The 16379-nt window shown below is 50.2% G+C and carries 13 protein-coding genes; 10 read left to right on the top strand and 3 right to left on the bottom strand.

All coding sequences use genetic code 11. The features are described from left to right. Window positions 1–329 precede the first annotated feature (329 nt). From DESTI_RS11980 to DESTI_RS11965, 4 genes are all read left to right on the top strand, one after another. Window positions 330–1199: an FAD binding domain-containing protein gene (locus DESTI_RS11980; protein WP_014810224.1), complete on the top strand. Its 870-nt coding sequence runs from the start codon at window positions 330–332 to the stop codon at window positions 1197–1199. A gap of 28 nt (window positions 1200–1227) precedes the next feature. Further along, window positions 1228–1725 (top strand): (2Fe-2S)-binding protein, encoded by a 498-nt coding sequence (locus DESTI_RS11975; protein WP_014810223.1) that lies wholly within the window; start codon window positions 1228–1230, stop codon window positions 1723–1725. 2 nt (window positions 1726–1727) lie between these two features. Then, complete coding sequence (locus DESTI_RS11970; RefSeq protein ID WP_014810222.1) at window positions 1728–4139, top strand: xanthine dehydrogenase family protein molybdopterin-binding subunit; 2412 nt, start codon at window positions 1728–1730, stop codon at window positions 4137–4139. A gap of 585 nt (window positions 4140–4724) precedes the next feature. After that, window positions 4725–5204, top strand: coding sequence for a CBS domain-containing protein (locus DESTI_RS11965; RefSeq protein WP_014810221.1), 480 nt, complete (start codon window positions 4725–4727; stop codon window positions 5202–5204). An 86-nt stretch (window positions 5205–5290) separates the two neighbouring features. Here DESTI_RS11965 and DESTI_RS11960 read toward each other — a convergent pair whose 3' ends face one another. Beyond that, window positions 5291–5899 carry a histidine phosphatase family protein gene (locus DESTI_RS11960; RefSeq protein WP_014810220.1) on the bottom strand — a complete coding sequence of 203 codons (609 nt, stop codon included), beginning with the start codon at window positions 5897–5899 and terminating at the stop codon, window positions 5291–5293. Window positions 5900–6133: 234 nt separating this feature from the next. Further along, window positions 6134–7228 (bottom strand): CgeB family protein, encoded by a 1095-nt coding sequence (locus DESTI_RS11955; protein WP_014810219.1) that lies wholly within the window; start codon window positions 7226–7228, stop codon window positions 6134–6136. 289 nt (window positions 7229–7517) lie between these two features. On the opposite strand from DESTI_RS11955, the gene DESTI_RS11950 reads away from it, so the two are divergent. The 6 genes from DESTI_RS11950 (at window position 7518) to DESTI_RS11925 (ending at window position 14546) form a co-directional block, all read left to right on the top strand. Continuing rightward, a complete protein-coding gene (locus DESTI_RS11950) occupies window positions 7518–7721 on the top strand; it encodes a DUF2795 domain-containing protein (protein ID WP_014810218.1) in 204 nt (67 codons plus the stop codon). Between the two features lie 1114 nt (window positions 7722–8835). After that, window positions 8836–10002, top strand: a complete 1167-nt coding sequence (locus tag DESTI_RS11945; protein WP_014810217.1) for an NAD-dependent epimerase/dehydratase family protein — start codon at window positions 8836–8838, stop codon at window positions 10000–10002. Beyond that, window positions 9999–11330, top strand: coding sequence for a TIGR04295 family B12-binding domain-containing radical SAM protein (locus DESTI_RS11940; protein ID WP_014810216.1), 1332 nt, complete (start codon window positions 9999–10001; stop codon window positions 11328–11330). Before DESTI_RS11945 ends, DESTI_RS11940 begins: the two co-directional genes overlap by 4 nt. A 176-nt stretch (window positions 11331–11506) precedes the next feature. After that, window positions 11507–12634, top strand: coding sequence for a CgeB family protein (locus tag DESTI_RS11935; RefSeq protein WP_014810215.1), 1128 nt, complete (start codon window positions 11507–11509; stop codon window positions 12632–12634). A gap of 121 nt (window positions 12635–12755) precedes the next feature. Then, the gene (locus tag DESTI_RS11930) at window positions 12756–13580 is read left to right on the top strand and encodes a TIGR04290 family methyltransferase (protein WP_014810214.1); all 825 of its coding nucleotides are present in this window, start codon (window positions 12756–12758) and stop codon (window positions 13578–13580) included. 30 nt (window positions 13581–13610) lie between these two features. Continuing rightward, window positions 13611–14546, top strand: coding sequence for a glycosyl hydrolase (locus tag DESTI_RS11925; RefSeq protein ID WP_014810213.1), 936 nt, complete (start codon window positions 13611–13613; stop codon window positions 14544–14546). 73 nt (window positions 14547–14619) lie between these two features. On the opposite strand, the gene DESTI_RS11920 is transcribed toward DESTI_RS11925, so the two are convergent. Continuing rightward, entirely contained in the window at window positions 14620–16356 is a 1737-nt protein-coding gene (locus tag DESTI_RS11920; protein ID WP_014810212.1) for a hypothetical protein, read from the bottom strand. Window positions 16357–16379: the final 23 nt, after the last annotated feature.

Here is a 16379-nt window from a genome sequence, read left to right as displayed (position 1 = left end):
TTGTGAAATATCATAACAGCTTCTGAAATATCATAATTAACGATTCGTTCTCTTCCCCTGTACGCATGACTGCAGAGTGATATTTATATGTAATATCGCTTACTTGCCTCAAACACTAACCTTCACCGCACTTGGCACACATATTGACATGCATCCGGCTCAGTTGGAGATCGGTAGCGATTCAAGTGTTTACATCAGCCACACCTTTCTACACCTAAAGATTCCAAATGGGCGGCTCCGCGTGAGCCAAAGCCTTCGTAACGATTTCCTGTACGGGAGAGTTACCGATCTGCTTCTACTCGTACTGACAAACAAGGAGGAAACCTCGAATGTGGCAAGCGTACTTATGTCCAGACACGATCAAAGAGGCTATTTCGGTCTTGAACGGTAGCAATGGGATGGCAAGGATCATTGCCGGCGGCACTGATCTCATGTTGGACATCCAAAGAGGGCGGCATGTGGTCGAACAGCTTGTTGATTTGGGCAAAATTAAAGAGTTGGGCCGGATTACGGAAGAGAATGGAGACATAAAAATCGGCGCCAATGTAACTTGCACCCAAATCGTCAATTCAAAGCTGATTCAAGAAAAAGCCCCGGCATTGCACCAAGGTGCTCGTAGATTGGGTTCGAAGCAAATCCGAAATATAGCGACCGTAGCGGGCAATATCGTTCGCGCCCAACCTGCAGCCGACACAGCGGTTCCTCTCGTGGCATTGGGAGCGAAAGTTGAGGTTGTCTCGGCGGGCGGCTCGCGCATCATCGATATCCTGGATGCCTATGGTAAGGGTTTTGCCACTTCGACGATCGACAGCACCTCAGAGATTGTGACCTTCATCACTGTGCCGGCACACGGGGCAGGAGAAGGCTCTTCGTACGTGCGACTTGATAAGCGCAAAGCCCTCTCTTTACCCATCCTGAACATCGCCTGCAAGGTCGTCTTGACAGGGGAGACCATTAAAGCGGCATCCATTGCCATGGGGCCGGTAGGGCCTGGACCGCAACGGGCATTTGATGCGGAAAACAGACTGTCCGGACGCACCATTTCAGAGGAGAACACGCGAGCGGCCGCCCAACTGGTTGTCAATCAATGTGACCCCAGAAACAGCCTGGTGCGCGGCTCCAGACACTATCGATTGGCAGTGATCGGCACTCTTGCTCAACGGGCGATTACAGAAGCTATCGCCTGCGTCAAAGCATAACAATCCATTTCTGAGGAGATTGAACAGAATGAAAAACATAACCGTCAGTTTTACAATCAACGGGGAAGCGGTTGAGGTATCGTGCGCACCTGACAAGATGCTGGTAGATGTCATCCGTGACAACCTTTTTCTTACAGGAACGAAAATCGGTTGCCGCGAAGGCGAATGTGGCGCCTGCACGATCATCATGGACGGTGAAGCTGTGAATTCTTGTCTCATTCCGGTTGCAAAAGCCATGGGCAAAAACATCCAAACTATTGAGGGTGTGGCCGATGGCGATAAACTCCATCCCATTCAGGAGGCTTTCATCGAAAAGGGCGCAGTTCAATGCGGTTTCTGTACACCGGGTATCATCATGTCGGCTAAAGCGCTGCTCGACAAAAATAAGACACCGGACAAGCATGCGGTGCGGGAGGCCATCGGCGGAAATATCTGTCGTTGCACCGGTTATGTCAAAATCGAAGACGCGATCAACCATGCCGCTCGAATCATGTGTGAGACAATAGTAAAAGGCGGGGGGAAGTAGCCATGGGAAAATATGTCGGAAAAAGCATCAACAGACTGGACGGAGTGCAAAAGGTTACGGGATCGGCAACGTTTGCCAGTGACATGATTGCGCCAGGTATGCTTTTTGGCAAAATCCTGAGAAGCCCCCATCCTCATGCCAGAGTACTCAAAGTCGACGCCAGCGAAGCTGAGAAACTTCCAGGTGTCAAGGCGGTCATCCATCGTGGAAACGTGCCGAACAATCCTTTCAATACTGCCGCCCCTATGTACCTGACGGTTCCTTACCTGAAACCGGTGTTGGATCAACAGATATTTTCCGAGAAGGTTCGCTTTGTGGGAGATGAAGTGGCCGCTGTGGCCGCCATATCTGAAAAAATCGCTGCAGAGGCGTGCAGGCTGATCAAAGTCGAGTATGAAGTGCTACCAGCAGTATTTGACATTCAAGAGGCACTGGCTGAGGATGCGCCGGAGATCCACGATCCCAAGATTACCCCGGAAGGGAAGAACATCGTTGCGGAGATCATCCGTCTACCTCCCGGCCCGCCAAGCGACGACGTCGAAAAAGCATTTGAGAAGGCTGACGTCATCATAGAGGAAGAGTTCAACATCAATATTGTGAAGCAATGCCAGATGGAGACTATGGCTGCCTTGGCCGTGGTGGAGCCTGATGGCAAAATCAATGTGATTTCAACCACCCAGACACCTCATCCTGCCAGAGCAATCCTGGCAAAGGTTTTCGGTGTTCCGGCGAGCAAGATCAGGGTGAGCAACCCGCCTTTTGTCGGGGGTGGTTTCGGCGTTCGTATCGGTCTGAGTGCCAAAGCGGAAATTATGGCCGTAGCGCTGTCCCTGGCCGCCAAGAAGCCTGTGAAAGTCGTATACACCAGAGAAGAAGACTTTTTGGCCACAGACACCAGGCATGGTGCCATCGTACGTGTGAAATTGGGCGCCATGAAAGACGGTACTTTTGTTGCCCTCGATCTGAAAGGTTATACGAACACAGGCGCATACTGTACTTTCGGCGCGGAGCTTCCGGGCGTTCTGGGCGCTATGACACTAGCCATCTATAACATTCCCGCCATTCGGTATTATGGCCACAGCGTGTACACGAACTGCACCCATGCAGGAGCGATGCGGGGTTTTGGCAATCCCCAGGGCAACTTTCCATTGGAACGGGTAGTAGACATGATGGCTGAGAAGCTCAACATTGATGCCAAGGACCTCCGCGAAAAGAATATCATGAAAGCCGGCGAGCCTTGGTTCCTGCCTTACCCATGCAGCAGTTCCGAACTGGCTGAATGTATCAAACGTTGCGCAGAGAGCATCGGCTGGGAACGCCGCGGCAAATTCAAGAACAATTCTGGTACCATTAGACGCGGACTTGGTATGGCGGTGGGGACTCATGTTTCCAATGCTTGGCCTTTCTGCGTCGATTATGACAATGCTTATGTGGCCGTGCAGCAGGACGGTTCCGTAAACCTGTCGGTGGGCTGTTGTGACATGGGCACCGGTACCAGCACCTGTCTGCCCCAGGTATGCGCTGAGACACTGGGGATAAAATTCGAAGACTTGACATTTACTTTCGGGGATACGGCATCCACCCCATTCACCATCGGCAACCATGCGAGCCGAGGCGCTTATGCCCAGGGAATTACGGTCAAGGCGGCTGCTGAAGATGCCAGAAAGCAGATTTTGGAATATGCGGCACCCCTATTCAAAGTGTCCCCTGGAGAGTTGACGATCGAAGACTCAATCATCAAAAAGCTGACCTCCTCAGGCGAGGACGTAACCGTAGTCGATCCAGCCACTCTGCCCGGCGCCATCGAAGAGGCCCAGGCCGCACCTGTTCCTCCGCCAGTGGATCATGAAATGATCAGCCCCGTGAACACTACAGGTGCCCAGCAAGGGATATCCCTGGAAGGCTTGAGCTATTATGCCCACATACGAAATAAGCAATTTCTCGGGATTGGCAGGACTATCCCGTTCAACGCTCCTCCCTGGCACTGCTGCGCGGCCGAAGTGGAAGTGGATATGGAACTGGGGACGGTTCAGGTGATCAAAATGGCTGCGGCGCATGATGTCGGCACAGCCATCAACCCGAAGATTGTAGAAGGACAGATTGAAGGAGGCGTCGTCCAGGGGATCGGCTTTGCACTGAATGAAGAGATCCTGTATAAACCCAATGGACATCAGGCACACACCAGCTTCTCCGCCTATATGCTGCCGACGGCCGAGGATATTCCCGAGATAGATGCCATAATTGTGGCAGGCAATGATCCTTCAGGTCCTTATGGCGCCAAGGGCGTCGGTGAGTGCGGCCTCGTTTGTCCGGCATCCGCCATTGCCAATGCCGTGGCCGATGCGCTGGGCGCAAAGGTCAATGAATTGCCGATGACGGCCGAACGCGTTTACGAACTGATCCGCAAAGCTTGATCGGACTGGCACGCTTGAGGAAATGCCTTTTTTGTACAGCCATTAATTTTCGAAACAGGTCCGGGTGATTCGGATTTAAACATCACCCGGACCCCGCCCACTTCTGCTCCTGAAGACTATGAAAATACGTGCTGATACCATTTCGCAATTATGCATATAAGATGGCGAAGGCTGAGGTGTTCTGAGCGGAGTGATTAGACGGCCTTGCGTCGTCCGAAGCGAAGGATACCTCAAGCCTGCCAGATTACAAAAACAAAAGCGAATCGGTATGAGCAACCGAAACCCGTGCTACCGGATGCTGTTCCGCTGCATGGTTTGTAAGGACTGCCAGCTTTCCGAATTCTTTCATTGTTTTTTGAGTGATGGTTTTACAGAAAGCAGCCATTGCGAGCAGTTATCGCATTGATTGCCGTGGCTCGAACGCTCGATCGGATCGATACAGGGAACGGACAGAAGACAGAATCTTGTCCGTACAATGCCGTTATGAGCGTAATCGGAACATTCTCGAAGTGTTGTGGTCTTTTCAATTAATGATTCTTGAAGCATGGACACAATTGACTTAACACCGCAGGGGAGGAATTGGTAATGAAAATTTCGGAAATTATGACGCCCACAGTTCTGGTTCTCGATGACAATGCTTCGCTGACCGAAGCCGCACAGAAAATGAAGAAATTGGATGTAGGCTTTCTGGTTGTAACTGCGAGAGATTCCATTTCCGGTCTCCTGACAGATCGAGACATTGTTGTCCGGGGTATTGCAGAGAAGAAAGATCTGAACAAAACGAAGGTGCGGGATATCATGTCGCAGAATCCGGTGACCTGCGACAAGGAAGACACTGTTGAGAAACTCGCACAACTGTTCTCAAATCACAAGATCAGGAGAGTGATCGTTACAGACCGCTCCCAAAAAGCAGTGGGGATAGTCTCCCTTGGAGATCTCGCCGTCAAGACCGAAGACAGCGACATGTTTCTTGATGTATTCAAGAGCATCACCGAAGCTGGACGGGCCCAAATGCATCGCGAGAGAAAGAAGGCTCCTGAAGCTAGCGAACGAATTCCTGTTTAGCAGTCTTTCGGGTCGATATTTTCACATTCAAATGTGCCGGAACGTGCTCTATCCGGCACATTGAGCTTCAAATAGGAGAAAAGGCATCACGGGAACGCCACAACTCCGTTTCCTCTTGCGTTCAGACCGACCAATTCTGCTCCATAATGAGTGACTATCAGAGTGCTCACGGAAGCAGTGTCAATGCGTATGCGAAGCATTTGGTCCAGCGGCAATCCAATGTAATACGCAATGAGAGATCGGATGGGATCTCCGTGGCTCACAACAAGCACTGTTCCGTCAGGGTACTGTCTGCACAATTGTTCCACCTGAGACACCATTCTGGCCTGAACTTCTCCGATGATTTCTCCGCCGGGAATGCGGGTACCGGACCGAAACGCATGCCAAAGGTGCCAAGCCGACGTCCCTTCCAACTCGTCAAAGCGCATACCAACCCATTCGCCAAAATCGATTTCCAGGAGAGCATCGCTGTATTTCACCGTTTTGCCCATGCGTTCGGCAATCTTTTCCGCAGTCTCGCTCGTGCGTTCGAGCGGGCTGGCCACGATTGCATCGCAGTTGATACAGGCGAGACGTTCGGCCAAAAGGTTCACCTGTTCTTTGCCTGAATCGCTGAGATGCACGCCTTTCAGTCTTCCCGGAATACTCTCTCCTGCAGTGCTGTTACCGTGACGTACCAAGAGAAAAGTTGTCATCAAGCCCCCTGATATCAATATGCTTTCATAGAGGGAATATTGAGAGATCTGTTTTTGGCCGGTCCCGCCAAATCTCCTTCGCTACGAACGGCACGGCCTGACTTCGCTTCGGAGACATGCCGGGACCGAATTTGCTCCCGCCGGTGGCGGGATTACTTCTTTGAACGCACATTCGTATGACTGATCGTTTTCCTCAAGTGCCGCACTCGCTTCTTGTTCTCAATTTTCATTTGTTCAGCAGGACATGAGAATGCGTTCCAATTCCTGGACTCTCCGGTCTGCCGTATGATCGGACAGAATACGTTTCCGGGCCGCTCGCGCTATTTCTTCTCTCTCTTCCCGGGACATAGTCAATGCGAACACAACCGCACGAGTATCCTTTGCAACTATGATCTCTGAAGCAGGATCGAAAAAGCTGTCCAAGCCTTCCCACCAATCAGTTATAACGGGAACTCCGCAGGCCGCAGCTTCGAACAGCCGACCGGAAGGACAGTACCCGCAGGTGGACATGATCCTTCTCGTGATATTGAGGGTAAAAAAAGACGAACAATAGAACTGAGGATGCTCGGGAGGAGGTACATGACGAATAAACCAAATGTTCTCTTTCCATGGAAAATCCGCAGGATACAGGGCACCGCCGACAAGAAATTTCTTTCGCGGAAGCTCGTTTGAGGCCTGGATGAGCAGTTGATTCAGAATGGACTGACGATCTTCAGCGTACGTGCCAAGATAGGAGAGATCCGCTCGATAAGCTTCCGCAGCCGGTACCGGTACATGGACTTCAGGATCTGCGCAGCCATACAACGGTGATACCCGTTTTGCTCCGAAACGACGCTTCAATCTGTCGAGCACGGCTCCACCCGTATAACTGAGCACTAGATCGAAATCCCTGAATCTTCGCGGACTGAGGTAAGGTACTTTTTCTCCGCGCTCCAGAGCTTGAAGAGTGACAGGGGTATCCATATCGTAGAAGACTCGGATAAGGGATGGATATTCGAGCATGACATTCGACGCAGCAGCTCCATCCGGACAGTAAGAGGTAACCACCGCCACATCTGACTGAGATAACGTCTCTCGTGCCAGGGGTTCGACGGAATCCCAATCCGAGTACAAACAAATAGTCACCCCTGGCATTTCAGTCAGATCACGATGTTGAGAATAGTAAGATACGTCTTGTTCGAAAAATGTCACTTCATGGCCGCGACGAGCAAAAGAGCGACATAAGCCTCGCCAGATCGTAGCATGGCCGTTACCCCATGACGAACTGATGGTAAGTCCGAAAATAGTCAATTTCATGTCTGCACCCGCTTTGATGCGGATCTTACTCATGCACAGGCGAAAATCCGTTATAAGTCAATCGGCCCTTAAGAGAACACCGGATTTCAACTGCCCGCCTACCAGACAAAATACACGGAAACAATTCGAGCACATCTTTGTAGTTCATGTTAGTTGATCTTCGTAATTCTGTCAACCAATGGCTTATACAGATCATTTGAACATTCTCGTCATTGTGCTCGGCATAGGGAAAAATCGATAGGTCTTTTGTTTGGCACGTAGTTTGCATAAAAAGACAAAGCCCAGCATACGGGTATGATTTCAAATAATAAGGTACAACACCATGGCATCGCAGAAAAAAACAAATCCGATCCAGATTCAAAAATATCTGAAAGGGATGAACTATCCCGCTCAGAAAAAGGATCTCGTCCAGCATGCGAAAGGCCAGAACGCTCCTGAGGACATTATGGCAGTTCTCAAGAACCTCCCGGACAGTGAGTATAAGCGTCCGACGGATGTTGCCAAAGGTGTGAGTCAGATCCAGTAAGAATTGCCGGCTCATCGAGAAAATCGAGCGAACAAGACGAGTTCGAGAACCGTCGAATCAAAACCCTGCAATAAAACAGTAGGCGTAATCTTAAGGTAAACGCAAATTCCAATTCTTCCTCCAAATCCGAATCCTGGCTTGCACAGAAAAGAAAACGGCATCGCTACTAATTATCTTTCAAATTCCTGGATAAGCTCTATGGTACACTGGTGCCCGCCCGCAACAGGCCCTGTTCTGCGATTTCATCTAATCACAAGAGAAGAAATGTAGTCGGTTTGCTCACTCTTCAAAGGATACCGGATAACGCCAATTTGCTTTCAAAGTTAGACGAAAATCCCCTGCTCCCATAGGCGCTAACTTTGTTCCAATCCTTTGTCCCAAAGGGACTAAAGAAAATAGCCCGGTAATTCAGAAACTGTCTCAAAAGTCAGATTTTATTCTGGATCGTGGCACGACTTTCTCATCATGTCCCGGCCCTATTGTAGGGGCGCCCCTCGTGGGTGCCCGGTAGTGACCGGCCTCCGTGCCGGTCATTGCAGAAGGGCAGGCACGAGACCTGCCCCTACAGGAATGATGAATCGTGGCACGATTTTTGCGCATTCGAGAATTTTGAGACACTTTCTTCATTGCCGGGAATCGTGTATCAGTCGTCCCTCCGAGACTCGAAAATCATTATGTTTTTCCTTAACCGGCGATGAATCGCCAGCCTATTCTCAGTTGTTCCTCCAGAACAACCAACTAAAAACACTCTGGGTTAGCGCATATGCCCTCTACCCCCTCTATAAAAGGGGAATGGGGGGATTTTGAATGCAAATTTGTATTACGTCCTTCACTGTGCAGTGCGCATTGTGCCCACAGGAAAATATCTTTGGGTGTTTTGTGCGCATATGGTTAAAGATTGTGATTCACGCGTTTCAGTCGTCAGGGCAATGGCTTCAACAAATCCCTACCGATTAGAATCTTCTGCGTTCTCGGACCGAGGTGAGAAGCTGAATGGCATCTAAGTTGCACATGTGGCTCGCAGCAACTTAAGGTCCGTCATATTCTGAGTTTTTGGTCCCATAATTCACACTTTGATGGCAATTATTCTTTTGTAAGGCTGAGGTGAATTAGTATGGCTCGTCATGTCTTAATTATTGGAGGAGCAGGTTTCATTGGTTCACATCTTACTGACGAATTGCTTCACACAGGATATAGGGTTCGCGTTCTTGACAATCTGTGCGCTCAGGTGCATGGGCCCGGCTGCAAGCGCCCTCAGTATCTGTCCGGAGACGCAGAGCTGATTGTTGGGGACGTCTGTTGCCTTGAGACTGTAAAGGCTGCTCTGAAGAATGTCGATGACGTGTACCATCTGGCAGCCATGGTCGGTGTCGGCCAAAGCATGTACGCTATTCGCGATTACACGGATGTGAATGACGTCGGGACGGCGACCCTACTGCAGGCTCTCGTGGAAAGACCGGTCCGAAGGCTTATAGTCGCTTCTTCTATGAGCATCTACGGTGAGGGTCTCTACAGGGACATGGATGGCAGGCCGACTTTTCCCCATAATAGAGTCTTACGGGATCTGGAGAAAGGCGAATGGGAGCTGAGCGATCATTTCGGGCGATATTTGACGCCGGTCTATACCCCGGAATCCAAACCCCCTCACCTCTCGTCCGTATATGCACTATCCAAGTACAGTCAGGAACAGATGAGTTTCATCGTGGGTAAAGCATACAAGATTCCGGTTGTGGCTCTAAGGCTTTTCAACGTGTATGGCACTCGTCAGGCTCTTTCAAATCCTTACACTGGTGTTTTGGCCATTTTTGCGAGTCGGATTCTCAATAACCGATCCCCTCTGATTTACGAAGACGGCCTTCAGCAAAGGGATTTCGTACATGTCAGCGATGTGGCAAGAGCGTGTCGTCTCGCGCTGGAAGTCTCTTCAGCCGCAGGTCAGATATTCAATATTGGAAGCGGAAACAGGTACACCATTTTGGAGATAGGATACCGTCTCGCTGAAATCCTCGGCAAAGAACATTTGATCCCCGAGATCACGGGACGTTTTCGATTCGGCGATATACGCCATTGTTTTGCTGATATTTCCCTTGCAAGGCGAGTACTGGGATACGAACCGCGTGTTAGACTCGAAGACGGTCTCACTGAGCTTGCCGAATGGGTTGCCGGTCAGACAGCAGTAGATCGCTGTGAACAGGCAGGTTACGAGCTTCAGTGTAGAGGACTTATTCACGAGACTGCTCTCGTTAGGACTCCACGTATGGAGCGGATCCGAATCCGATGAAATTTGCGCTGGTCAACCCCAACTGGACATTTCATTCCAGCGTTTACTTTGGTTGTCGATCTGCTCACTTTCCTCTCGAATTGGGCTATGCAAAGGCCATTCTGGAGTCTGAGGGTCATGAGGCCATAATCATCGATGCTCACTTGTTCGACCTGGCTCTGAGCGATCTTCATAGGACAGTCTCCAAATTTGCTCCGAATTTTACGATACTTCTTACGGCACCGACTTACCTGTTCTGGCGGTGTCCACCTCCGGAACTGCGCGAACCGCAGATCGTAGCCCGTGCACTTCGCAAAACAGGCGGCCGGCTCATTGCGGCCGGACCGCATGGATCGATAACTCCTGAATGCACACGGGAAAAGCTCGGAATAGATGCTGTGATCAGGGGAGAATGCGAAGACGTTGTGTCGCGGCTTTTCATGGCATGGGAAGAAATTCCTTCACTGCATTTTCCAGGACGCACATACTCAGCACAACCCAATGAAGTGGATTTGAACCGGATACCTGCGCTTATCTGGCCGGATGAGTGGGTCGCGCGACACGCGCATCATCACCATCGTTTCGAGACTGTTCCGGAAGGACCGGGGGCTGAAGTGGAATCGTCCAGAGGGTGCCCTTTCAGGTGCATCTTCTGTGCGAAGGAATACTTTCGCACGAAGTATAGAAGACGACCTCTGAAGATTCTCTTCGACGAAATCGACCGCCTGCAGTCGCAGGGGGTGAAGTACCTGTACTTTATTGACGAAACATTCTTTCCCCGAAGGGAGTTGTTGAACGAACTCGCTCTGAGGGACATAAAATTCGGCATTCAAACGCGAATCGATTTATGGAACAGAGAAACCCTTGCGTTGTTGGGCAAAGCCGGATGCGTCTCTATCGAAGCTGGTGTCGAAAGTATTACCGATGATGGGCGAAATAGCCTGCAGAAAGATTGCCGAAAAAGCACCAAACAAATCACTGACTTGCTCGTGACTACCCGACAATTTGTTCCGTTTGTCCAGGCCAACCTGATTCGAGTACCCGGCGACAATCTGGCAGACATACGTGAGTGGCGAGAAACTTTGCAGAAGCAAGGTATTTGGGCGAACGATCCTGTGCCGATGTTCCCGTACCCTGGTTCACCGGCATACCGGCAGTTGTGGGGATCGCCGGATTCCTGTTCCTGGGAGCGTGCCCACAGATACTACCTGGCCGAGCATTCGCATTTCAGCGACATTCAGAATCAACAGCCTATGTCTCTTGAAGAGGTGGAGTTGTCCAATGATGAAGTCACTGAGAAAAGCCCCGAAATGTTTTGTTCATCTGATGTTCTTTCTAGCCTGAAATAACAGTTGAATTTAATCATGTGTGTCGAGAAATGTGCTTATGGCGAACAATACTGCTGCGACGTATGTCATACGGGTACTCTGATGCTGGAAATCCGAATGACGAGGGAACCTCTACGCAATATGAATCTCGGTTACTTTAGAAGGTGCCGGCAAACGGGATCCGGAAAATTGGAGAGATGAGTCAACTAAACATTGTGATTTTCGGTCTGTCCATTACCTCTTCCTGGGGCAATGGGCATGCAGTGACATACAGAGGACTTGTGGCGGAACTCGCCCGCTTGGGGCACAAGGTGACCTTTCTGGAACAGGATGCGGAATGGTACGCTTCCCATCGGGACATGCCCTATCCTCAAGGCTGCAAAATAATACTGTACAAACGATTCTCGGACGTACAGAGATTCCATTTAGCGCGGATCCGATCTGCCGACATGGTTATTATCGGGTCTTACGTGTCCGCAGGAATAGAGATCGGCAATTGGATTCTGCAGAATTCTCCTGGTGTAGTAGCTTTCTACGACATCGATACCCCCGTGACTCTTGCGGCTATCGCCAGAGGAGCCTGTCAGTATCTCACTGCAGATCTCATTCCCGAATACGATCTTTATCTTTCATTCACCGGCGGGCCTGTGCTCAAAATCCTTGAAGATGAAATGGGTTCTCCTTGTGCAAGAACTTTGTACTGTTCGGTAGACCCTTCAATTTACAGGCCGGAAACGAGAGCTGCAAAATGGGATTTGGGATACCTCGGAACGTACAGCCCTGATAGACAACCCAAAGTAGAGCAGTTTTTGAATGTGCCGGCATCTCAATGGGAAAATGGTAAGTTCGTCGTGGCAGGTCCTCAGTACCCCTCTTCCGTAGTCTGGTCTCAAAATGTGCACAGAATCGATCATGTTCCTCCCGGGGATCATAGAAGCTTTTATAATTCACAACGATTCACGCTGAACGTCACCCGCAGTGACATGATCAGAGCCGGCTGGTCTCCCAGTATCAGGCTTTTCGAAGCCGCTGCTTGCGGGATACCTATTGTGAGCGACTGGTGGCAAGGGTTGGATCACTTTTTCGTTCCTGGTGAAGAGATCCTGGTGGCTCAATCGACGGAAGACATTCTTGTGTATCTTCACAATACTTCGGAAAGCGAGCGCAAATCCATCGGGTATGCTGCGCGTAAAAAGATTCTCAGTGCTCACACCTCCGCTCATAGAGCTGCAGAATTGGAGGAATATGCTCGAGAGGCTTTGAAGAAGCCGGCCTTGTCGAAATCTGCATATTCCAGGGGACGTGCCGTATGGCGAAAACCTTAACAGGAGTCTATTCGTCCTGTCGAGCATGTGATCGTGCGTGGCTTCCTTGGGCAATTAGTGCATGCTGTGGCTGATAATTAGTTGATGACACGATCGGCAACGTTGAAACCAGGGGGTGCTCATGCCTACTACGTTACAAACGGACCTATCCGAACCCCGAACTCCTCTGGAGCATGAAATAGCCGAACTGGGACCGTGGTTTCACAATATCCACTTGCCGGACGGCACGCAGACAGCCCCCGGACATCCGCTCGGGGATTTTCCGACCTACAAATGGCGTGTAATATCTCCCAATCTACCGGAGGACATGACCGGCTGGACTGCTTTGGATATAGGATGCAATGCCGGATTCTACTCGCTCCAACTGGCAGCCCGAGGGGCCGATGTTACCGGAATAGATATTAACGATCACTACTTGAATCAGGCCAGATGGGCTGCCGAGCAGTTCGCATTGGGTTCCCGTATCCAATTCTTACATAAGCAGGTGTACGAACTAGCTTTCACGGAAGACTCCTATGATCTGATACTGTTCATGGGTGTGTTTTATCATTTGCGACATCCATTGCTTGCTCTTGATATCGTGTCGGAGAAATTCGAGAAACTTCTGGTGTTTCAGACGCTGACAATGCCTGGAGAGCAAGTGTTTGTTTTTGAAGATGATCTGACGATAGATGACAGATTGCTCCTCCTGCATCCCGCATGGCCGAAAATGGCTTTTATCGAAAAATCTCTTGCAGGCGATCCCACCAATTGGTGGGCTCCCAATCATGCAGCGGTTCTCGCAATGCTTCGTTCGTGCGGCCTCCGTCCTTTAAAGAATCCGGGTCACGAAATTTATTTCTGCCGTCGAGACGAGCAGTGCAAAACGGATGTGAACCGGGAAGAGCTCTCAATTGCAGCAAAAAGCGTGGCACAGCTCAACAGTCCTTCAATGAAAACGAAATAACTGCATCCAATTATTTGATGGAGCATGTTTATGATAGAAGCGATCAAATTCTGGAACGAGCCGAATAATCTCTCGCACTGGGATTTCGAGATGGACCCTGAATGGAAAGAATACACTCGAATGACGATGCTGGCGGCACAGGCCGTACGGAGTCTATCCCCGGAACTCACCTTAGTTCTTGGGGGAATTTCTCCTATTGACCCCAAATTCATCGATCTTCTCAAGAGATATGGTTTGCTGGAATATGTCGACGCCGTGGCTGTCCACGGATTTCCCTTGGATTGGAATCACTGGAGAATTCACGATTGGCCGGACAAAATTTCTGAAATCGAAGAAGTCGCGAATCTTCCGGTCTGGATTACCGAAGTCGGAGCATCCTCATTTGGCGCAGAAGAAGTTCAAGTATTCGGGATCGAGCGGACTACCCAGCTTCTCTCTGACCGTCTCGAACGGGTGTATTGGTACAGCCTGCTTGATTTACCTCCTACGTGGGATGCCACGACTCGCCACAAAGAAAGTGAAGGCAGCTCTTACTACCGTCACTTTTACATGGGGTTGATTCGCTCGGACAACACGCCGAAACCGGCGTTTCAGCAGTTCAATCCTGAAATGGGCATCTGCCAATGGATTCACTTCCAGGACCCTCGGTTCGATTCTATCATTCATTGGCTCAGGAAATTAAACGTGAAAAAGCTCAGGACCGGGATCAGTTGGGCAGATTGGCTGCGTCCCCATGCACTGGACTGGTTTGATCGCCAGATGGAGGCTCTCCGGGAATTCGATACAACGATTACCCTGTGCTTTACCCCTGAATCGAAGGGAAAACGACCTCATCACACAAGTCCACCGGTCGATCCTCATGAATTTGCCGATTTTGCCGTACAAGTGGTCAGACGCTATGTACACAGCGAATCCGGGTATTCTCAGGAAAGGCCTATCTTCACGGCCGTGGGTGCAAAGAAGTGATGCGGTGACCGGCGGGAATCCCATCAGTCGAGGCCTTTCGCGACCGATGCGGTTCGCTTCGCTCACCACATCCTTATTGAGTCATCTGTTTGTACATCTCTTTTTGGAATAACACAGAATAATACTGTATAGCTCTGTTAAAGCGTAATCCTTCCGGAGAGTTCCGCATAATATCTCCGGACAAAACGCTGTATCCCAAACGGTATACGATGTAAGCAATGGTATAGAACGGAAGACGATACCTGATATCCGAATCTTCAGATAATTTCGAGTACATCTCCACAAATTCCGATCGTGAATCGTCATCGAGTCCGAACTCGACACATAAGCCTGCCACATCCCACGCTATGTCCTGACAGCAGGGGAAAAAATGGTCCGCGTGGTGATCCGTCACGTCAGTTTTGAGATATCCGGCTTCGGTCTTTATCCATTTGTGCGGCAATAGTCTACCGTCGACGGCAACAGCCTGGACGTCTTTCAATGCCGATATGTCCGGAAACGTTTCGACAAACTTTTCTACCCAATATCGGCCGGCGGTTTCAGTGAGATTGTGAACGATCATCTCTCTGATCTGTTCCGGAGTTCTCGTTGCACGGGCAGGAAACTGTCTCTTGAGAAAAGCCAGGTAACGTGCTGCAGTTTGCATAAATGACCGGCACACGTTTTCCTTCGTCAGAGGTTTACCTGAAACGAGTTCATATCCGATAAATCCGTTTTTCAGGCCCAAGACTCGTGGAGAGAACCCACGTTCCGCCAGGAGTAAAGCTCGTGAGTATGTGGCTCGTCCATAATGCCCCAGACCCGCAAACTTGATCAGGATCTTCTTGTTTCCTGAAAATCCATTCGATGAAACCAGGTACTTGCGCCGTTCATTCTGAGGGTACACGGGAGGGTATTCGGATTCATCTTCAAGGAAGATCGGTCTCCATTTCCCGGCCGAAATATCACTGACCGAGTCGTAAGCCCAGGATTGCCGGAATAACCCTGAATCGAGCCACAATTCCTCGAATTCGGTCAGAAATTTCCGATGCCTTTGCCATTGTTCCGTCGCTTTTCGGGAGATGAATCCGTTTCCATCGGGATTCCAGCTCGGGAACAGTATGATGCGTTCATCAGGGATTCCTCGTCGCGAAAGTTCTCCGGCCACAGAGGCAAAAGACGAACCGCTCAATCCCGGCCCTTCATCGGCGATGAGAAACCATGCACCTGCGTTACCATCTATTTCCATCGCGAGTTCATCTGATAGATGTATCTCCCGATCGAAAAAATCGCCTCTGGGTCTCACGGTGAAACTGGTAGCCGGGCAACCCGCCGATTCCAGTGCAGCAACAATAACCGAAGCAAGACTCGTTCCTATACTGCGGATTCCGATGCATACGGCATGCGTTAACTGCACATCGCGGACGAATTTGAGTGCAGATTCATAGTAGAATTCAGGATAAAGACCGTAAAAGGCGTATCCTTCCGGCACCTTGACCGTGATTGATTCGGGCAAGGGAATACAGCGCAACCGATCGAGCAGGTCCACCAGATCCACTACTGAAATTCGCCTGTTTCGTCTCCATGAGCCGGCGAACAAGCGGCCCGTCATGACTCCACCACTCCTGAGTTGCCGGATCACTGAATTGAGCGTATCGAAATCTTTGCACAGACGATCGGTTACCCCAGTCTCGAATTCCCCGTACTGGATAAGCAAATCCGTAGCAAGTTCATGTTCACGGGTTGCGTCGAACGTTGAAGCAAGGTGCATCAGGCCATCTATGCACTGAACGGTATTCTTGTCCTCACACAAATCCCCGTACACAATCATGTTTCGGCCTCACATGCAATTCG

This window comes from Desulfomonile tiedjei DSM 6799 (genome assembly GCF_000266945.1).
Lineage (GTDB): Bacteria > Desulfobacterota > Desulfomonilia > Desulfomonilales > Desulfomonilaceae > Desulfomonile > Desulfomonile tiedjei.
Note: the sequence above shows the minus strand (reverse complement) of the source record. Positions and strands in the feature narration are given on the sequence as shown.

Excerpts from the sequence above, each read along its gene's own strand:
- DESTI_RS11980 (WP_014810224.1), top strand. The coding sequence starts at position 330 with ATGTGGCAAGCGTACTTATGTCCAGACACGATCAAAGAGGCTATTTCG.
- DESTI_RS11975 (WP_014810223.1), top strand. The coding sequence starts at position 1,228 with ATGAAAAACATAACCGTCAGTTTTACAATCAACGGGGAAGCGGTTGAG.
- DESTI_RS11970 (WP_014810222.1), top strand. The coding sequence starts at position 1,728 with ATGGGAAAATATGTCGGAAAAAGCATCAACAGACTGGACGGAGTGCAA.
- DESTI_RS11965 (WP_014810221.1), top strand. The coding sequence starts at position 4,725 with ATGAAAATTTCGGAAATTATGACGCCCACAGTTCTGGTTCTCGATGAC.
- DESTI_RS11960 (WP_014810220.1), bottom strand. The coding sequence starts at position 5,899 with ATGACAACTTTTCTCTTGGTACGTCACGGTAACAGCACTGCAGGAGAG.
- DESTI_RS11955 (WP_014810219.1), bottom strand. The coding sequence starts at position 7,228 with ATGAGTAAGATCCGCATCAAAGCGGGTGCAGACATGAAATTGACTATT.
- DESTI_RS11950 (WP_014810218.1), top strand. The coding sequence starts at position 7,518 with ATGGCATCGCAGAAAAAAACAAATCCGATCCAGATTCAAAAATATCTG.
- DESTI_RS11945 (WP_014810217.1), top strand. The coding sequence starts at position 8,836 with ATGGCTCGTCATGTCTTAATTATTGGAGGAGCAGGTTTCATTGGTTCA.
- DESTI_RS11940 (WP_014810216.1), top strand. The coding sequence starts at position 9,999 with ATGAAATTTGCGCTGGTCAACCCCAACTGGACATTTCATTCCAGCGTT.
- DESTI_RS11935 (WP_014810215.1), top strand. The coding sequence starts at position 11,507 with ATGAGTCAACTAAACATTGTGATTTTCGGTCTGTCCATTACCTCTTCC.
- DESTI_RS11930 (WP_014810214.1), top strand. The coding sequence starts at position 12,756 with ATGCCTACTACGTTACAAACGGACCTATCCGAACCCCGAACTCCTCTG.
- DESTI_RS11925 (WP_014810213.1), top strand. The coding sequence starts at position 13,611 with ATGATAGAAGCGATCAAATTCTGGAACGAGCCGAATAATCTCTCGCAC.
- DESTI_RS11920 (WP_014810212.1), bottom strand. The coding sequence starts at position 16,356 with ATGATTGTGTACGGGGATTTGTGTGAGGACAAGAATACCGTTCAGTGC.